Genomic DNA, 12,873 nt, shown 5'->3' with positions numbered 1-12,873 from the left:
GAAAGCAAAGCAAGGGAGATCATGATGACAGCATATTCAACCGCGACCCGCGTGAGCCTGTTGGCCTCGGCGCTCGCGCTCTGCCTCGCGGCACCGGCCTATGCGCAGTCCAAGGACCCGATCAAGATCGGTATCATTGCCGAAGTGCAGTCGATCGCGGGCGCGGCGACGCCGGGCGGCGCGCAGATCGCAGCCGACGAGATCAACGCCAAGGGCGGCGTGATGGGCCGCAAGATCGAGATCGTCACCTACGACAACAAGAGCTCGTCGGCGGACTCGGTGCGCGCCTTCCAGCGCGCGGTGAGCGAGGACAAGGTTTCGGCCGTGATCGCGAGTTACATCAGCGAGGTCGTGCTGGCGCTCGAGCCGTGGGCTGCGCGGCTGAAGATGCCGCTGATCACGCCCGGCGCCGCCTCGAACGAGATCACCAAGGCGGTGCACAACGACTATGAGAAGAACAAGTACACCTTCCACGGCTACCTGACCTCGGCCGCGCAGGCGCAGCTGGTCTGCGACGCGGCCAAGGAGCTGTTGGTCGACCAGCTCAAGTTCAAGTCGGTCGCGATCATGAGCGAGGACGCGGCCTGGACCAAGCCGCTCGACGTCGGCTACGAGGCCTGCCTGCCGAAAGCGGGCCTGAAGGTGGTCGAGCACATTCGCTTCTCGCCCGACACCACCGACTTCACGCCGATCTTCAACAAGATGGAAGCCGCCAAGCCCGACGTGATCGTCACCGGCATCTCCCATGTCGGCGTGCAGCCGACCGTGCAGTGGAAGAACCAGCAGGTGCCGATCCCGATGTTCGGCATCAGCGCGCAGGCGCTGAGCCCGACCTTCTGGGGCGATACCAACGGCGCGGCCGAGGGCGTGCCCTCGCTCGCGGTGGCGACGCCTGATGTTGCCGTCACGCCGAAGACCAAGCCGTTCGCGGCGGCGTTCAAGGCCAAGTTCGGCACGCCGCCGGCCTATACCGGCTACACCGCCTATGACGAGGTCTACATCATCGCCGAGGCAATCCAGCGCGCCGGCTCGACCGATCCGGACAAGATGGTGACCGAGCTCGAGAAGACCGACTTCGAGGGCGCGATCGGCAAGATCCAGTTCTACGGCAAGAACGACGAGTTCACCCACGGCATCAAGTCCGGCCCGGGCGCGGTGACCGGCCTCGTGTTCCAGTGGCAGGGCGGCAAGCAGATCACGGTCTGGCCGAAGGCGATCGCCGAGGGCCAGATGAAGTTTCCGAACTTCGTGAAGCTGTCGCAGTAGCAGGCGTACGCGCCGTCATTGCGAGGAGCTCGCGACAAAGCAATCCATTTATCCCGGCGTGGAGGGGTCGATTGCTTCGCGGAGCCTGTCATCCGGCGGCGCTTCGCGCCGACCGGGTGGCTCGCAATGACGATCGGCGAATGTGAGTCCCAAGCTACTTGCGCGTCGGCGGCGCCGTCTGGATCGTCGGCGCGGCCGCCGCGAGCAGCGCGGCGCGGTCGCCGTTGCGTGGCGGATAGATGCGCTGCTGGTTGATGGTCTGCTTGGTGAGCTTGGCGGCGGCGCCTGTGGTGTGCACCTCGCGGTCCCAGCCGGTGGTGTAGAGCGCACCCCAGGCGCCGAGATCGAGCACCGTCACATACCAGTCGATATTGAGCGGCAGCAACTTCTCGCCAAACAGGTCCGCCACCACATTGTGGCCGGCGAAGCGGCCCATCGGCCGCGCGAACTGGCACGACATCACGGTCGGGTGCTCGCCGTCGATCAGGCAGGCGGCGACGTCGCCGGCGGCGAAGACGTCCGCAAGGCCTTCGACGCGCATGGTATGGTCGACCTTGATGCGGCCGAGCGCGTCGCGCCTGGCCGGCAGCGAGGCGGCGAGGGGGCTGGCGCGCATGCCGGCGCACCACACCACGGTTTTGGTCGGAATGATCTCGCCGCTATCGAGCGTGATGCTGTCGGCGCCGACGGCACTGACCCGGACGTTCAGCCGCGTCTCGACGCCGAGCGTGGCCAGCGCCTCGTTGATGACCGGGCGGCCATGCGCGCCGAAGGTCGCGCCGACGACGGGATTGGGATCGATCAGGATGATCCGATGATCGCCGGTGATGCCGGCGTGCGCCAGCTTGGCCGGCATCTCGGTCGCGACCTCGATCCCGGTGAACCCTGCGCCGACGACCGCGATGCTCGCGCGTGCCTCTGACGGCGGCTCGTTGCCGAGCGCCGCCAGATGCGCGTCGAGCCGCATCGCTGCCTCATACGTGTCGACATCGAAGCCGTGGGCGGCAAGGCCCGAAATGGCGGGGCGGACCAGCTCACTGCCGGTGGTTAGCACCAGCCGGTCGTAGCTCAGAACCTCCGCGCCCGCGCTGGTCTTGATCGTGACCGCGCGCGTCGCCGGATCGATCGCCGCGACCTCGGCCACCATGTGGCCGACGCCAACCGGATCGAGCAGGTCCTTGAGCGGCAGCGCGACATCGCCGAGATCGACCTCGTAATTGCGCACCCGGATGTTGTGATAGGCGTTGCGATCGACGACCAGGATCTCGGTGTCCGCTGCCCGTGCACCGATCTCGTCGCGCTTGCGGGCTGCGCCGAGCGCGGCCCATAGCCCGGCAAAGCCGGCCCCCAGCACCAGGATGCGCGCCATCTCTCCCTCCGAAGTTGCACAGGAGGGAGCTTGCCTGCGCTGGCGCGGTCAAATCAAGTGGCAGAGCGGCGTGTGAGGTGCCGTCACGTCCCCGGCCGCGACACCTCGGTCTCCTTGCTGGTGATGAATTCCAGCAGCACCGGCACGCCCTCCTTGGTCTTCTGGATGCCGCGCTTTATCGCGGGGATGATGTCCTCGGGCTTGGTCACCCGTTCGCCATAGCCGCCGAAGGCGCGGGCCATCGCGGCGTAATCGCCGGAGATGTCGGTCGAGCGGTATTTCTCGGTCGAGATCGGCATCACCTTCAATTCGATCGCCATCGAGAAATTGTTGAGCAGGATCGACATGATCGGAATCCGCTCGCGCACCGCGGTCTCGAAGTCCATCCCCGTAAAGCCGATCGCGGCGTCGCCCCAGACATTGATGCAGAGCTTGTCCGGCTTGGCGAGCTTGGCGCCCATCGCGAGACCAAGGCCGTAGCCGAGCTGCGTGGTCTTGCCCCAGCCGATATAGGACAGCGGCTCGACGGACTTCCAGAACGGCGAAAGCTGGTCGCGCGGGCTGCCGGCGTCGTGGGTGATGACGGTGTTGTGGATGTCGACGGTGTGCTGCAGGTCCCACAGCACGCGGTAGGGATTGAGCGGCGCGTCGTTGTGCGTCAGCTTCGGCATCCACTTGGCGAGCCACTCCTTGTGGGAGGCGGCGATCTCCTCGGCGACCGCGCTTGCGTTGCGGTCCGAGGTCACGGTCTTGCCGATCTCCTCCAGCAGCGCGTCGAGCACCAGGCCGGCGTCGCCGACGAGGCCGACCTTGGCCTCGACATCCTTGTTGATGTGGTTCGGATCGAGCGTCGAATGGATGATGGTCTTGCCCTTCGGCATCGCGATGCCGAATGACGTCTCGGTGAAGGAGCAGCCGACGCCGAAGATCACGTCGGCTTCGGAAAGAAATTTCGGCACCGCGCGCGGCACCGCGAGGCCGCCGGAGCCGAGCGAGAGCGGGTGCGTCTCGGGGAAGGACGACTTGCCGCCGAGGCTGGTGGTGACCGGGATCGCGAGCCGTTCGGCGAGGCGCTTCAGCTGCGGCCAGGCCTTTGCATAGTGCACGCCCTGGCCGGCATAGATCACCGGACGCTTGGCGCCAACGAGCAGGGCGGCTGCTTCCTTCACATGGACGGGGTCGGCGCCGTAGCGGGTGCGCAGCACCGGCGTGTAGTTCAAAGGCTCCGGCACCTCCTCGTTCCACATGTCGGCGGGGATTTCGACGATGACCGGCCCGCCGCGGCCGTTCTTCAATTTTGTAAACGCCCGCCGAAAGATGTTGCAGACCTCGGCTGCGATGTTGATCGGCTCCGACGATTTTGAAAACGCCTTCATCGCCTGGCTGGAATTGAAGTTCGGGTCGATATTCGCCAGCCGACGCGCATAGCCCATCGGCAGCACCAGGACGGGCACGGATTCGCCGTAGCACTGCGCGACGCCGCCCATCGCGTTCTCCGCGCCGGGGCCGTGCTGCATGCAGAAGGCGCCGATCTTCTCGCCCGAGGTGACGCGGGAGATCGCGTCTGCCATGTGCACGCCGATGCGCTCCTGGCGCACCATCACCGGGCGGATGTCGGCATTGGCGGCGTATTCGATCAGGTGGTTGACCGGGTAGCCCGTGAGGATCTCGATCCCCTCGCGCTTCATGATTTCCGCGATCGCGGTGCCGAGCTTCATGACGGTCACTCCCTTTGCATGCGGCCGGTTCGTTCCGGCCTCGTTGTCGCCTGTCCGATAAAGGAACAGGATTCCGCGGCACCGGTAAAGCGCGGCCGGGGCCGGATCAGGTAGTTCTGATATGCGTTTACGACTGGAGCTGTTTCCGGTCAGACAGGATCAGAACGGAGCTCTAGATACTTGTTTTGACGCGTTTTCTTTGCGCGAGCCGGTGTCCACTTCGCTGGAAAGCGCTCCGGCCGCGGCCAAGTGCCTCGCCCGGCGGCAACCCGATGCAGGCAGAACTAGCACGGAAATTCGCTGCAACTTTTAAGCGACCGTTCATCCTTTCCCTCAATGGGCCGTCAACCAATGTGGCCTAGTTTGGCCGGCATATTACTACGGCGCGGGAGAAAAAGCCGCGAGCGTCGGACAGGAGCTTTTCATGCGCGCGTTGATGGCAAGGTTTCTGCGTGATGAGGTCGGGGCGACGGCCATTGAATACGCCATCATCGCCGGAGGCATCAGCATCGTGATCGTCGCCGGCGTCAGGGGCATCGGCACCAGCGTGAGCGGCCAATTCAATGCCGTCAGCTCGGCATTCAAGTAAGCCCAGCCGGCAGCTCGGCATTTTCCGGATTCAGTCGTCCCCGTTCAACGCGCGCAGCATCGCGATGCGCGCGAACATCAACCAGCCGGCGCCTTGTTCCGCCGCATTGATCAGATGCTCGACCGCGATCTGCCAGCGCGTTTCCTGCTGGGTGTCTCCCGATAGCTTCATGATGTAGTCGGCGGCGTGCTGCAGCGTCACCAGTGTGCCGCCGCGATGCAGCGCGATCGGTTCGTCAAACGGCGTCGACCAGGGCATCTCGACCGGAACATCTCAGGCGCTGTGGACCGGGCTCATCTTGCGGTCGCTGCGCTAGCCTGCCTTCTTGCGCGCCGCGGTGCCCTGGGCGCGCGTTGTCTTCTCGGCCTTCTTCGGCTCGGGTTTGGCGGCCTCCTTGGGCTCGCGCTTGCCGCTGCCCGAGATCGGCAGCAGCATTTCGCGCTGGCCCTCGATGCGCTTCTTCGGCTTCTTGCCCTTTGCTGCCTTTGCCTCGGCCTTGGCGGGCGCGGCCTGCTTCTCGTTGGCAAGGCTCTTCTTCAGCGCGTCCATCAGGTTGATGACGTTGCCGCTGGTCTTCGCCGCGGGCTTGGCGACCTTGATGCCGTTGCGCTTCTGGTTGATCAGGTCGATCAGCGCCTGCTCGTAGCGGTCCTCGAACTCCTCCGGATCGAAGTCGGCGGACTTCTGCTCGACGATGTGCCTGGCGAGATCGAGCATGTCCTTGGTGATCTTCACATCCTGGATGTCGTCGAAATACTCCTTCTCGCTGCGCACTTCATACGGGTAGCGCAACAGTGTGCCCATCAGCCCGTTGTCGAGCGGCTCGAGCGCGATGATGTGCTCGCGATTGGTCAACACCACGCGGCCGATCGCGACCTTGTTCAGGCTGCGGATGGTCTCGCGGATCACCGCAAAGGCGTCGTGGCCGACCTTGCCGTCGGGAACGAGGTAGTAGGGGCGGATCAGATAGCGGCTGTCGATCTCGCTGCGCGGCACGAATTCGTCGATCTCGATGGTGCGGGTCGAATCCAGCGCGATGTCGTCGAGCTCTTCCTTGGTGACCTCGATATAGGTGTCGGTGTCGACCTTGTAGCCCTTCATGATGTCTTCGGTGGAGACTTCCTCGCCGGTCTCCGCGTCGACCTTGGCGTATTTGATCCGGTGGCCGGTCTTGCGGTTGATCTGGTTGAAGGAGACCTTTTCGGTATCCGATGTCGCCGGGTACAGGGCAACCGGGCAAGTCACGAGCGAAAGGCGCAAAAAGCCCTTCCAATTGGCGCGAGGGGCCATGGGGAAACTCCAGGGAAACTCCGATTACGCAACCGACGGAACGGTCAAGGATAACACCGGGAACCCCAGTTTGAAACAACACGGCCCGGTGAATCTCGCAACGGCGTTAACCGTGTCCTCGCGCTGCGCCCGTTTGACGCGGCGGGCGGGACTGCCGTCGGCCCAGCCGTCAACGCTCTCGGAACATCGCTCCCGATCACGCGTTGGCTGTCGAAGGGGCGCGGCAAACGCCGGAATTACAGGCACTTAAGCAAAGAGGTTGCCATGGCAACGGAACGACACGGTCAAATCGTCGAAACCCCGACCGAGGCACGGCAGGCCGAGCCTGGACCTTCGGTTCTCGCGCTGCTCACGGCCTCGACAGGGCTGGCCGTCCTGATCCTCGGCATTGTCTGGTTCGCCTTTTTCCGCGTGTGAGGCGATTATCATTGGTTGACCGCGTGCGAGGACTTGATTGTTAAACTGAGAGGCAGGGCGAAGCGGGCAGATTGCTCCCGGGAAGAATCCGTTCGGTCGCGCCGGCCTCCGGCGCGCGGCTATCCTGCATGCCGGCCACATCGCCTGGTCAAGCTGCACGACCGTCTTGATCGACGTATGTGACGTCGATCGGGCGAGGATCCGAAGGGAAATTCCGGCGCGCGGGCCGCCGCGATCGCCGACGTAAAATTCCTGATCGTGTCGAACGGAATTTCCACTGCGCGATGGCGTGCGGCCTGGCGGCGTTTTGCAGCGGTGATCTGTGATGCGCGATGCGAATGGCTGCTGCGACGCGTCACGAGATCATCGAAATTGACTGCTAGCTGATTTGAATCAGCTACGCCTTGAGCCTGAGATGTTCTACTCGCAAGAAGAAAAAAACTCGTTGCTGGCGCGCTTCAAGGAGAAAAGCGTTTCAGGTGTCTTCGTCGGACTGACGGTGCTGGCGATGGCGGGGTGGATTTATCTTCTCAGCTCGATGTTCCTGAAATTCATGCTCTGGTGGTTCTCCTGAGACGTTCTCTCGCGAGAACAATTATTGTCGACGCTGATCATTGATGCGTCGTTCGATTGCACAAAAATTCCAGCGGCTGAACAATCTTTCGGCGCGTCCAATCATGATGTCGTCACAACTTCGAATGTTAATAACATCGGGGCGAACGTGGACGGTTGTGATGGTTTCTCCTGCTCTGATTCTCGCGGCGGTGTTCGTCGCAGGCTTCTTCTCCGGTTTCGCCGCGCGCTCGTGGCGGTCGCACAAGCGCCGCGCGCAATATCGGATCTATGCACCGTATGTGGCGCCATCAGCCGCGAAATCGTCGAGGCGGGAACAGCCGGTCAGTGCGTTCGGCCACATGCGTCGCGCGTTCTAGCGGAGTAGTTCGATCGAGGTAGCGCGACGGTGTGCGGTGAGTTGGGGTTGGCTGGCAACATGCAATCGGTCATCATGTCGGCGTCCGTCGCGGCAGGCGGGTTGGTTGCATGCCAGCGTGCCCCTGATCTCGTCGCCAGCCCCGCGGATCGCAAGGGAACTTTCACGTCATGAGTGATCTCAGGGGGCATTCGCCAAGGCGGTATGTCGTCGATGTCAGTGGCAAGCGTGTGCTGGTCGGGCTGACGCTTGAGGAGACGTCGGAGTTCGAGGACCTGGACTCCTCGCTGCCGGGACTGGCGGACGGGCACGATAACGGGACGGGCCTGGTGCCGTCAGCCGGTGAGGGACGGTGGCTCGAGCTCTATGACAAGCACGACAAGGCCTGGATCAAGTGGAAAGCCGACCTGAGGGCCGGGCACGAGGGCAATTCACCCTTTTTTAACTAAGACCGGGCGATTTTGACCTGTGCTGCCTCAATGGGCCCGAACCGGATACTGACAGATGTTTCAGCTGTTTTTGCGGTCTCGCGCGCAGGACCTGATCAAATCGCGGCGCGGCGAGGAAGGTTTCAAGGCACGCTCGGCCGAGCGCGATGCCGAGACCGATCGCGCCCGGATCGGATCGATCATGGCCGCGATCGAGGCCGCGTTGCAGGCGGCCGAAAGCGAGCAATCCGGTCTTGGCCGCCGCGTCGATGATGTTCTGGCCCGTGCCGCGGTGACTCTCGGCAACGGCACCGACGAATATCTGGAACGCGAGGCGCTTGACAACTATCATCAAGACCTGTTTGACGCCGAGATCTCCAACGGCCAGCGCCGGCTGAAGGAATTGGCGACCGAGATTGCGCACTTCAAGTTCATGAAGGCCGCGGTCCTGAGCCGCTTTCCGGACTACAAGCCTCCGGCCGCCAGCAACTGACGCCTGGCGGCGCGCAACGCGAAGACAGCTGCGGCTGCCGCGTGTAACGGCTTATTCGAATGGTCCGGCGCAAGGCGAAAGGCACGGGCAAGACGTGGTGATCGCAGGCAATCTACTCGTCACGGGCTGCGCCGGCTTCATCGGCTTCCATCTGGCGGAGCATCTGCTGCGGGCAGGGCAGCCGGTCATCGGCCTCGACAATCTGAACGACTATTACGACCCCGCGCTCAAGCGCGCGCGCCTCGATCTGCTCAAGCAGCACCGTGGCTTCACCTTCGTGGAGCTCGACCTCGCCGACCGAGCCGGCATGAAGGCGCTATTCGAGCGTTATCGCTTCGAGGTCGTGGTGCATCTCGCCGCGCAGGCCGGCGTGCGCTATTCCCTGCAGAACCCGCACGCCTATGCGGATTCCAATCTGGAGGGCTTCCTCAACGTCCTCGAGGGCTGCCGACACACCGCGTGCAAGCACCTGTTGTTTGCGTCCTCATCGTCGGTCTATGGCGCCAACACCAAGTTGCCGTTTTCGGTCCACGACAATGTCGACCATCCGGTCAGCCTGTACGCCGCGACCAAGAAGGCCAACGAGCTGATCGCCCATTCCTATAGCCATCTGTATCGCGTACCGGCAACCGGGCTGCGGTTTTTCACCGTGTATGGGACGTGGTATCGGCCGGACATGGCGCTCTATGCGTTCGCCGACGCGATCACCAAGGGCAAGCCGATCCAGCTGTTCAACAATGGCAACATGCGGCGCGACTTCACCTATGTCGACGACGTGGTCGAGGCGATGGTGCGGTTGATCGGCCGCGCGCCGGAAGGCGATGTCAACTGGTCGGGAGCGCATCCCGATCCGGGCTCGAGCCGGGCGCCGTGGCGGGTCTACAATATCGGCAACAGCAGGCCGGAAGAACTGATGCATGTGGTGGCGCTGCTCGAGCAGGGCTTGGGGCGGCAGGCCGAAAAGCAGTTGATGCCGATGCAACCGGGAGATGTACTGGAGACGTCGGCCGACGTCTCCGACCTGGAGCGTGAAATCGGCTTCCGCCCGCAGACGCGGATCGAGGATGGCATTGCCAGGTTTGTCGCCTGGTATCGGGCCTATCACGACGTCGATCGGACCTAGGCGCCGCGAGAAGCGTCGTCGTGTTCCAGCTCGCGGTCAGAGCTTGATCTTCGCGCAAACGCGATCCGCGTTTTGTTGCGACGGAAGACCGCTTCGCACTTCTCCGGATCATGCTTTAGGCGCTCATTGCGAGTCCGGGCTCGAGAGAAAAAACTGATTCAGTTTGGAACGGAGTGTGGCAATGCGAGTTATCTGGGGTTTTGCGATCGTCTCAGCCGTGATCATGATCTCCAGCGCAATGGTTCCCGCGCATGCGATCGACGTGCAGGTGGCGCGCGCCTGCGATGCCTTGGTCGCGAAGGCATTTCCGCCGCTACAGCCCGGCAATCCCGCTTCCGGGAGCGCGCGGGGAGGCGCCAAAGCCCAGCGGGACTATTTCAACAAGTGCGTCGCCAATGGTGGCAAGATGGACGACGATACGCCTCCTAAATCGAAATAGCGCGCGATCGCGACGCGGGGCGAATTAGCGATGCTTATGGCGAATCTTCGCTGTCGCTGCTGTTCGTGGGGACTGTGCAAGCGTGCGAATGCAGCGACAGGCGCGCGAAACGCGTTCACTCCCACTGTTCAAGCCGGACGCTTCGGTCCCGCTCATTTTAATTAGAATAGCGTTAGCGCGGTTGGGTCCGGCGGAGGCGAAATCGCGTTTGGTCCGATGTTCAGCGTTGAATTCATTTCGCTGGATTGCTCGAGCGCTTCAGGACACCGTCAGCCGCTTCAATATTCGCAACCGGTCGAAACACTCTGCGATCCTTGATGGACGTGGCAGCAGCAGATTTTGCGTCTACGGAGCAGCTTTGGTGGAATATCTTGTGTGCACCTGAGCGCGTCCCTTGAAGCGCGATCGCTGTAACACGGCGACATTGTGATAGCCGGACAATGCACGTTCGGTTGAACGACTTGGCAGCCATCAATGATCACCAAGCAATATCATGCGCTTGGTAGAGCTTCCGACCCACATTGAGCCGCGTTGTCCAGCCGCGCGCCTCATAGCTGCCGCTGCCAACTCATCTGTACGACACATCAAAGGCCGCCGATCGGGCGCTTCGCGATCAGGTTGTGGAACCTGATTGAGAAAATTTAACTCGGAGGCATGTTGGTCGCAAACCTGCCCCATTAACCGCCTTCCATGTGCGCGGAATAACCCTGTCATCGAAACTTCAATCACATCGCTCATACCCTTAACCGCAGAGCGAGGGCGCGCCATGAAGCAGCACAAAGTTCAACATTTGCATCAGCCGATCGAAGAGGCGTTGCTCGCGACCAATCAATCGCTGCGCAACGAAGTCGTTGCGCTGATGCTTGATATCGCTGAGTTACGTGAAATCCAGGAACGCCCGGGCTCGTCGCGTTCGTTCGGCATGTCTCGAGAGCAGAACACCCCGCGCGTCGCGCTGCGCCGGGTTCACAGCTGAAGTCCGTCAGCCTCTTTCTCATCGGCAGAATATGCGGCCACATCCTCGCCAATCCGGCGAGCATGCTCGCGCGCCTGCAGTTGCGGACATTTCAATTCTAAATTGAATGATGCGCTGGCCCGATGCTCGTTTAGGCGAGCTGGCGGACGTTGCTGCGGATAATCGCGGTCGTGAGGGTGGGGGCGGTCAGTGCTCCAGCGGCACGGACTTGCGTACATCGGACAGACGCTCGCGCAGGATCCAATTCTGCAAGACCAGTTCGACCGCGGTATGCCGGAGCTCGCAATTCTCCGCGACGAGGCGTTCCAGGATGTCGGCCGCCTCGCTTGACGCGGGTTGGTTCCCCTCGAAGACCTTGAGACGCGCCATGGTGTCGATCCTCGCAAAAATGTTGATCAGAGGCTGGCTCTGCAAGCGTCAGCACAGAATGGTTCGCGGATTATCGGGCGGACGTGGTTCCGCCTGATGGCCTCGGGTGGGAAAGCGCTTAATTGATAATTCGTGGATCGAGATATGAGCGTTAGGTTTCGTGAAAATAATCCTCAAATATGTTGAAACCCTCGTGACACCTAACATCCTAGTAACTACTGCTGGGCGTGTACGCCCGCAAGCGGCCGGACGCGAAACTCGCGGGATTAATTTGTTAGAAATTTGTGAAAGTTGCGCTTGACCGGTGGGGCGATTATCGCGGCGAGGCATGGCGCACTCACAATCTGTCGAGAGACCGATTGAATATTCTCATTTGCTTCCCGTTTGAGAATGCAAACAGTGCGCCAGTTATCCCGATCAAACTCTCATACACAGAAAGTCGTATAACTTTTTTTATCGGGCCCTTTCAGCGGAGGAATATTCCCCGTATATTCCGCTCAATACCTTGCAGCTTCGGCGTTTCTTCGCACTATGTGTTGCTGCCGACCGGCAAGTTCGAGGCTTCCGAAAGGCCCCCGGGAAACCCTCAATTTGAATTTCCTGTTGCATTTACATAGCTTATAGGCCATGCGATGATTGCTAATCTAGGGGGCAATGAGATGACCAATGAGGCGTCATTCTACTGAGGAGATCAGTTCCAAGGTCAAACAGGCCGAGGAACTCATGGCGCGGGGGCAGTCCCAGGCCCAAGCGTGCAAGGTGCTGGGCGTTAGCGTGATGACGTTTCATCGCTGGCGCAAGCAGGAGGCCGCACGCGGCCACCAGGCGAATGGTACTGTTACCGAATTCGCCGCTCGCACCGATGATAGAGATGGGATCCCCCCTGTCCATAACCGTATTGATGAATTACGGCTGGAAAATGAACGGCTGCGCCGGATCGTGACCGACTTGCTGCTCGAGAAAATGAAGATCGAGGAAAAGCTTGCGCTCAGGTCCGGCGGCGGGAGCGGCTTGCCCCGCCGTGGTGAAGCCCAAAGCTGACGTAAGCTATCCGTTAGTGGATGCGTGAAGGCCTGGGAGCCAGCAGCAGCTGGTCGCTCAGATGTGCCTTCTCCGACCTTGCGCGCAGCTCTTCGAAGATCGGACGCAGTCTGGCCTGCGCAAGGTCCAGGCCCCTGACGATGTCCTGATTCGGCATGTCGGCCGGGAAGCGGGCCGCGCGCAGCTTTGTCTCGATCGCCTTGACCAGCACCTCGACGTCGTCGCGGTGCTGGCCCGCGACGAGCTCGGCGCCCATCAGGCGGATGAGGTGGAGGAGGGCCACCAGCGCGGCCTCGGTTTCGCCAGCCGATGAACTCATGCGCGCTCTCTATCCGATATCCGCAGCAGCTCTTGCGAGCTCACGACCCGCCTGATAATACACATATGAATTGTTAACACGAATGTTAATTCCCGATGACCGACC

17 protein-coding genes are annotated in these 12,873 nt (G+C 61.9%); 11 read left to right on the top strand and 6 right to left on the bottom strand.

Annotated elements, in window-relative coordinates; translation table 11 throughout:
* Positions 1–21: 21 nt before the first annotated feature.
* Positions 22–1,266, top strand: coding sequence for an ABC transporter substrate-binding protein (locus J2R80_RS36405; protein ID WP_141342551.1), 1,245 nt, complete (start codon positions 22–24; stop codon positions 1,264–1,266).
* Between the two features lie 154 nt (positions 1,267–1,420).
* On the opposite strand, the gene J2R80_RS36400 is transcribed toward J2R80_RS36405, so the two are convergent.
* Positions 1,421–2,635: an NAD(P)/FAD-dependent oxidoreductase gene (locus J2R80_RS36400; RefSeq protein ID WP_141342552.1), complete on the bottom strand. Its 1,215-nt coding sequence runs from the start codon at positions 2,633–2,635 to the stop codon at positions 1,421–1,423.
* A gap of 83 nt (positions 2,636–2,718) precedes the next feature.
* A complete protein-coding gene (locus J2R80_RS36395) occupies positions 2,719–4,353 on the bottom strand; it encodes a thiamine pyrophosphate-requiring protein (protein ID WP_141342553.1) in 1,635 nt (544 codons plus the stop codon).
* A gap of 424 nt (positions 4,354–4,777) precedes the next feature.
* Here J2R80_RS36395 and J2R80_RS36390 point away from each other — a divergent pair, with 424 nt between their 5' ends.
* Complete coding sequence (locus J2R80_RS36390; RefSeq protein ID WP_016841801.1) at positions 4,778–4,942, top strand: Flp family type IVb pilin; 165 nt, start codon at positions 4,778–4,780, stop codon at positions 4,940–4,942.
* Between the two features lie 30 nt (positions 4,943–4,972).
* Here J2R80_RS36390 and J2R80_RS36385 read toward each other — a convergent pair whose 3' ends face one another.
* Positions 4,973–5,200: a hypothetical protein gene (locus J2R80_RS36385; RefSeq protein WP_141342554.1), complete on the bottom strand. Its 228-nt coding sequence runs from the start codon at positions 5,198–5,200 to the stop codon at positions 4,973–4,975.
* 54 nt (positions 5,201–5,254) lie between these two features.
* Positions 5,255–6,232 (bottom strand): Ku protein, encoded by a 978-nt coding sequence (locus tag J2R80_RS36380; protein WP_057020206.1) that lies wholly within the window; start codon positions 6,230–6,232, stop codon positions 5,255–5,257.
* A gap of 264 nt (positions 6,233–6,496) precedes the next feature.
* Here J2R80_RS36380 and J2R80_RS36375 point away from each other — a divergent pair, with 264 nt between their 5' ends.
* The 8 genes from J2R80_RS36375 (at position 6,497) to J2R80_RS36340 (ending at position 11,039) form a co-directional block, all read left to right on the top strand.
* On the top strand, positions 6,497–6,649 hold the full coding sequence (locus J2R80_RS36375) for a hypothetical protein (RefSeq protein WP_016841798.1): 153 nt from the start codon (positions 6,497–6,499) through the stop codon (positions 6,647–6,649).
* A gap of 415 nt (positions 6,650–7,064) precedes the next feature.
* The gene (locus tag J2R80_RS36370) at positions 7,065–7,223 is read left to right on the top strand and encodes a hypothetical protein (protein WP_168856472.1); all 159 of its coding nucleotides are present in this window, start codon (positions 7,065–7,067) and stop codon (positions 7,221–7,223) included.
* 160 nt (positions 7,224–7,383) lie between these two features.
* Positions 7,384–7,581, top strand: coding sequence for a hypothetical protein (locus tag J2R80_RS36365; RefSeq protein ID WP_028331616.1), 198 nt, complete (start codon positions 7,384–7,386; stop codon positions 7,579–7,581).
* A 169-nt stretch (positions 7,582–7,750) separates the two neighbouring features.
* Positions 7,751–8,029, top strand: a complete 279-nt coding sequence (locus J2R80_RS36360) for a hypothetical protein (RefSeq protein ID WP_057020207.1) — start codon at positions 7,751–7,753, stop codon at positions 8,027–8,029.
* Positions 8,030–8,084: 55 nt separating this feature from the next.
* Positions 8,085–8,501: a hypothetical protein gene (locus J2R80_RS36355; RefSeq protein WP_057020208.1), complete on the top strand. Its 417-nt coding sequence runs from the start codon at positions 8,085–8,087 to the stop codon at positions 8,499–8,501.
* A gap of 94 nt (positions 8,502–8,595) precedes the next feature.
* Positions 8,596–9,624, top strand: a complete 1,029-nt coding sequence (locus tag J2R80_RS36350) for an NAD-dependent epimerase (RefSeq protein WP_141342556.1) — start codon at positions 8,596–8,598, stop codon at positions 9,622–9,624.
* Between the two features lie 181 nt (positions 9,625–9,805).
* The gene (locus J2R80_RS36345) at positions 9,806–10,063 is read left to right on the top strand and encodes a hypothetical protein (protein ID WP_246786786.1); all 258 of its coding nucleotides are present in this window, start codon (positions 9,806–9,808) and stop codon (positions 10,061–10,063) included.
* A gap of 766 nt (positions 10,064–10,829) precedes the next feature.
* The gene (locus tag J2R80_RS36340) at positions 10,830–11,039 is read left to right on the top strand and encodes a hypothetical protein (RefSeq protein ID WP_016841790.1); all 210 of its coding nucleotides are present in this window, start codon (positions 10,830–10,832) and stop codon (positions 11,037–11,039) included.
* Between the two features lie 186 nt (positions 11,040–11,225).
* On the opposite strand, the gene J2R80_RS36335 is transcribed toward J2R80_RS36340, so the two are convergent.
* A complete protein-coding gene (locus J2R80_RS36335; protein ID WP_141342557.1) occupies positions 11,226–11,408 on the bottom strand; it encodes a hypothetical protein in 183 nt (60 codons plus the stop codon).
* 666 nt (positions 11,409–12,074) lie between these two features.
* Between J2R80_RS36335 and J2R80_RS36330 the strand changes: the two genes are divergently transcribed.
* Positions 12,075–12,449 carry a helix-turn-helix domain-containing protein gene (locus J2R80_RS36330; protein ID WP_018270679.1) on the top strand — a complete coding sequence of 125 codons (375 nt, stop codon included), beginning with the start codon at positions 12,075–12,077 and terminating at the stop codon, positions 12,447–12,449.
* A gap of 13 nt (positions 12,450–12,462) precedes the next feature.
* Here the strand turns inward: J2R80_RS36330 and J2R80_RS36325 are convergent, their stop codons facing one another.
* Positions 12,463–12,768, bottom strand: a complete 306-nt coding sequence (locus J2R80_RS36325) for a hypothetical protein (RefSeq protein WP_016841787.1) — start codon at positions 12,766–12,768, stop codon at positions 12,463–12,465.
* Between the last annotated feature and the right edge of the window lie 105 nt (positions 12,769–12,873).

The organism is Bradyrhizobium sp. USDA 4541, assembly GCF_024171085.1.
Taxonomy (GTDB): domain Bacteria; phylum Pseudomonadota; class Alphaproteobacteria; order Rhizobiales; family Xanthobacteraceae; genus Bradyrhizobium; species Bradyrhizobium australafricanum.
The sequence above is the reverse complement of the archived record's forward strand: the minus strand, read 5'-3'. Positions and strand labels throughout refer to the sequence as shown.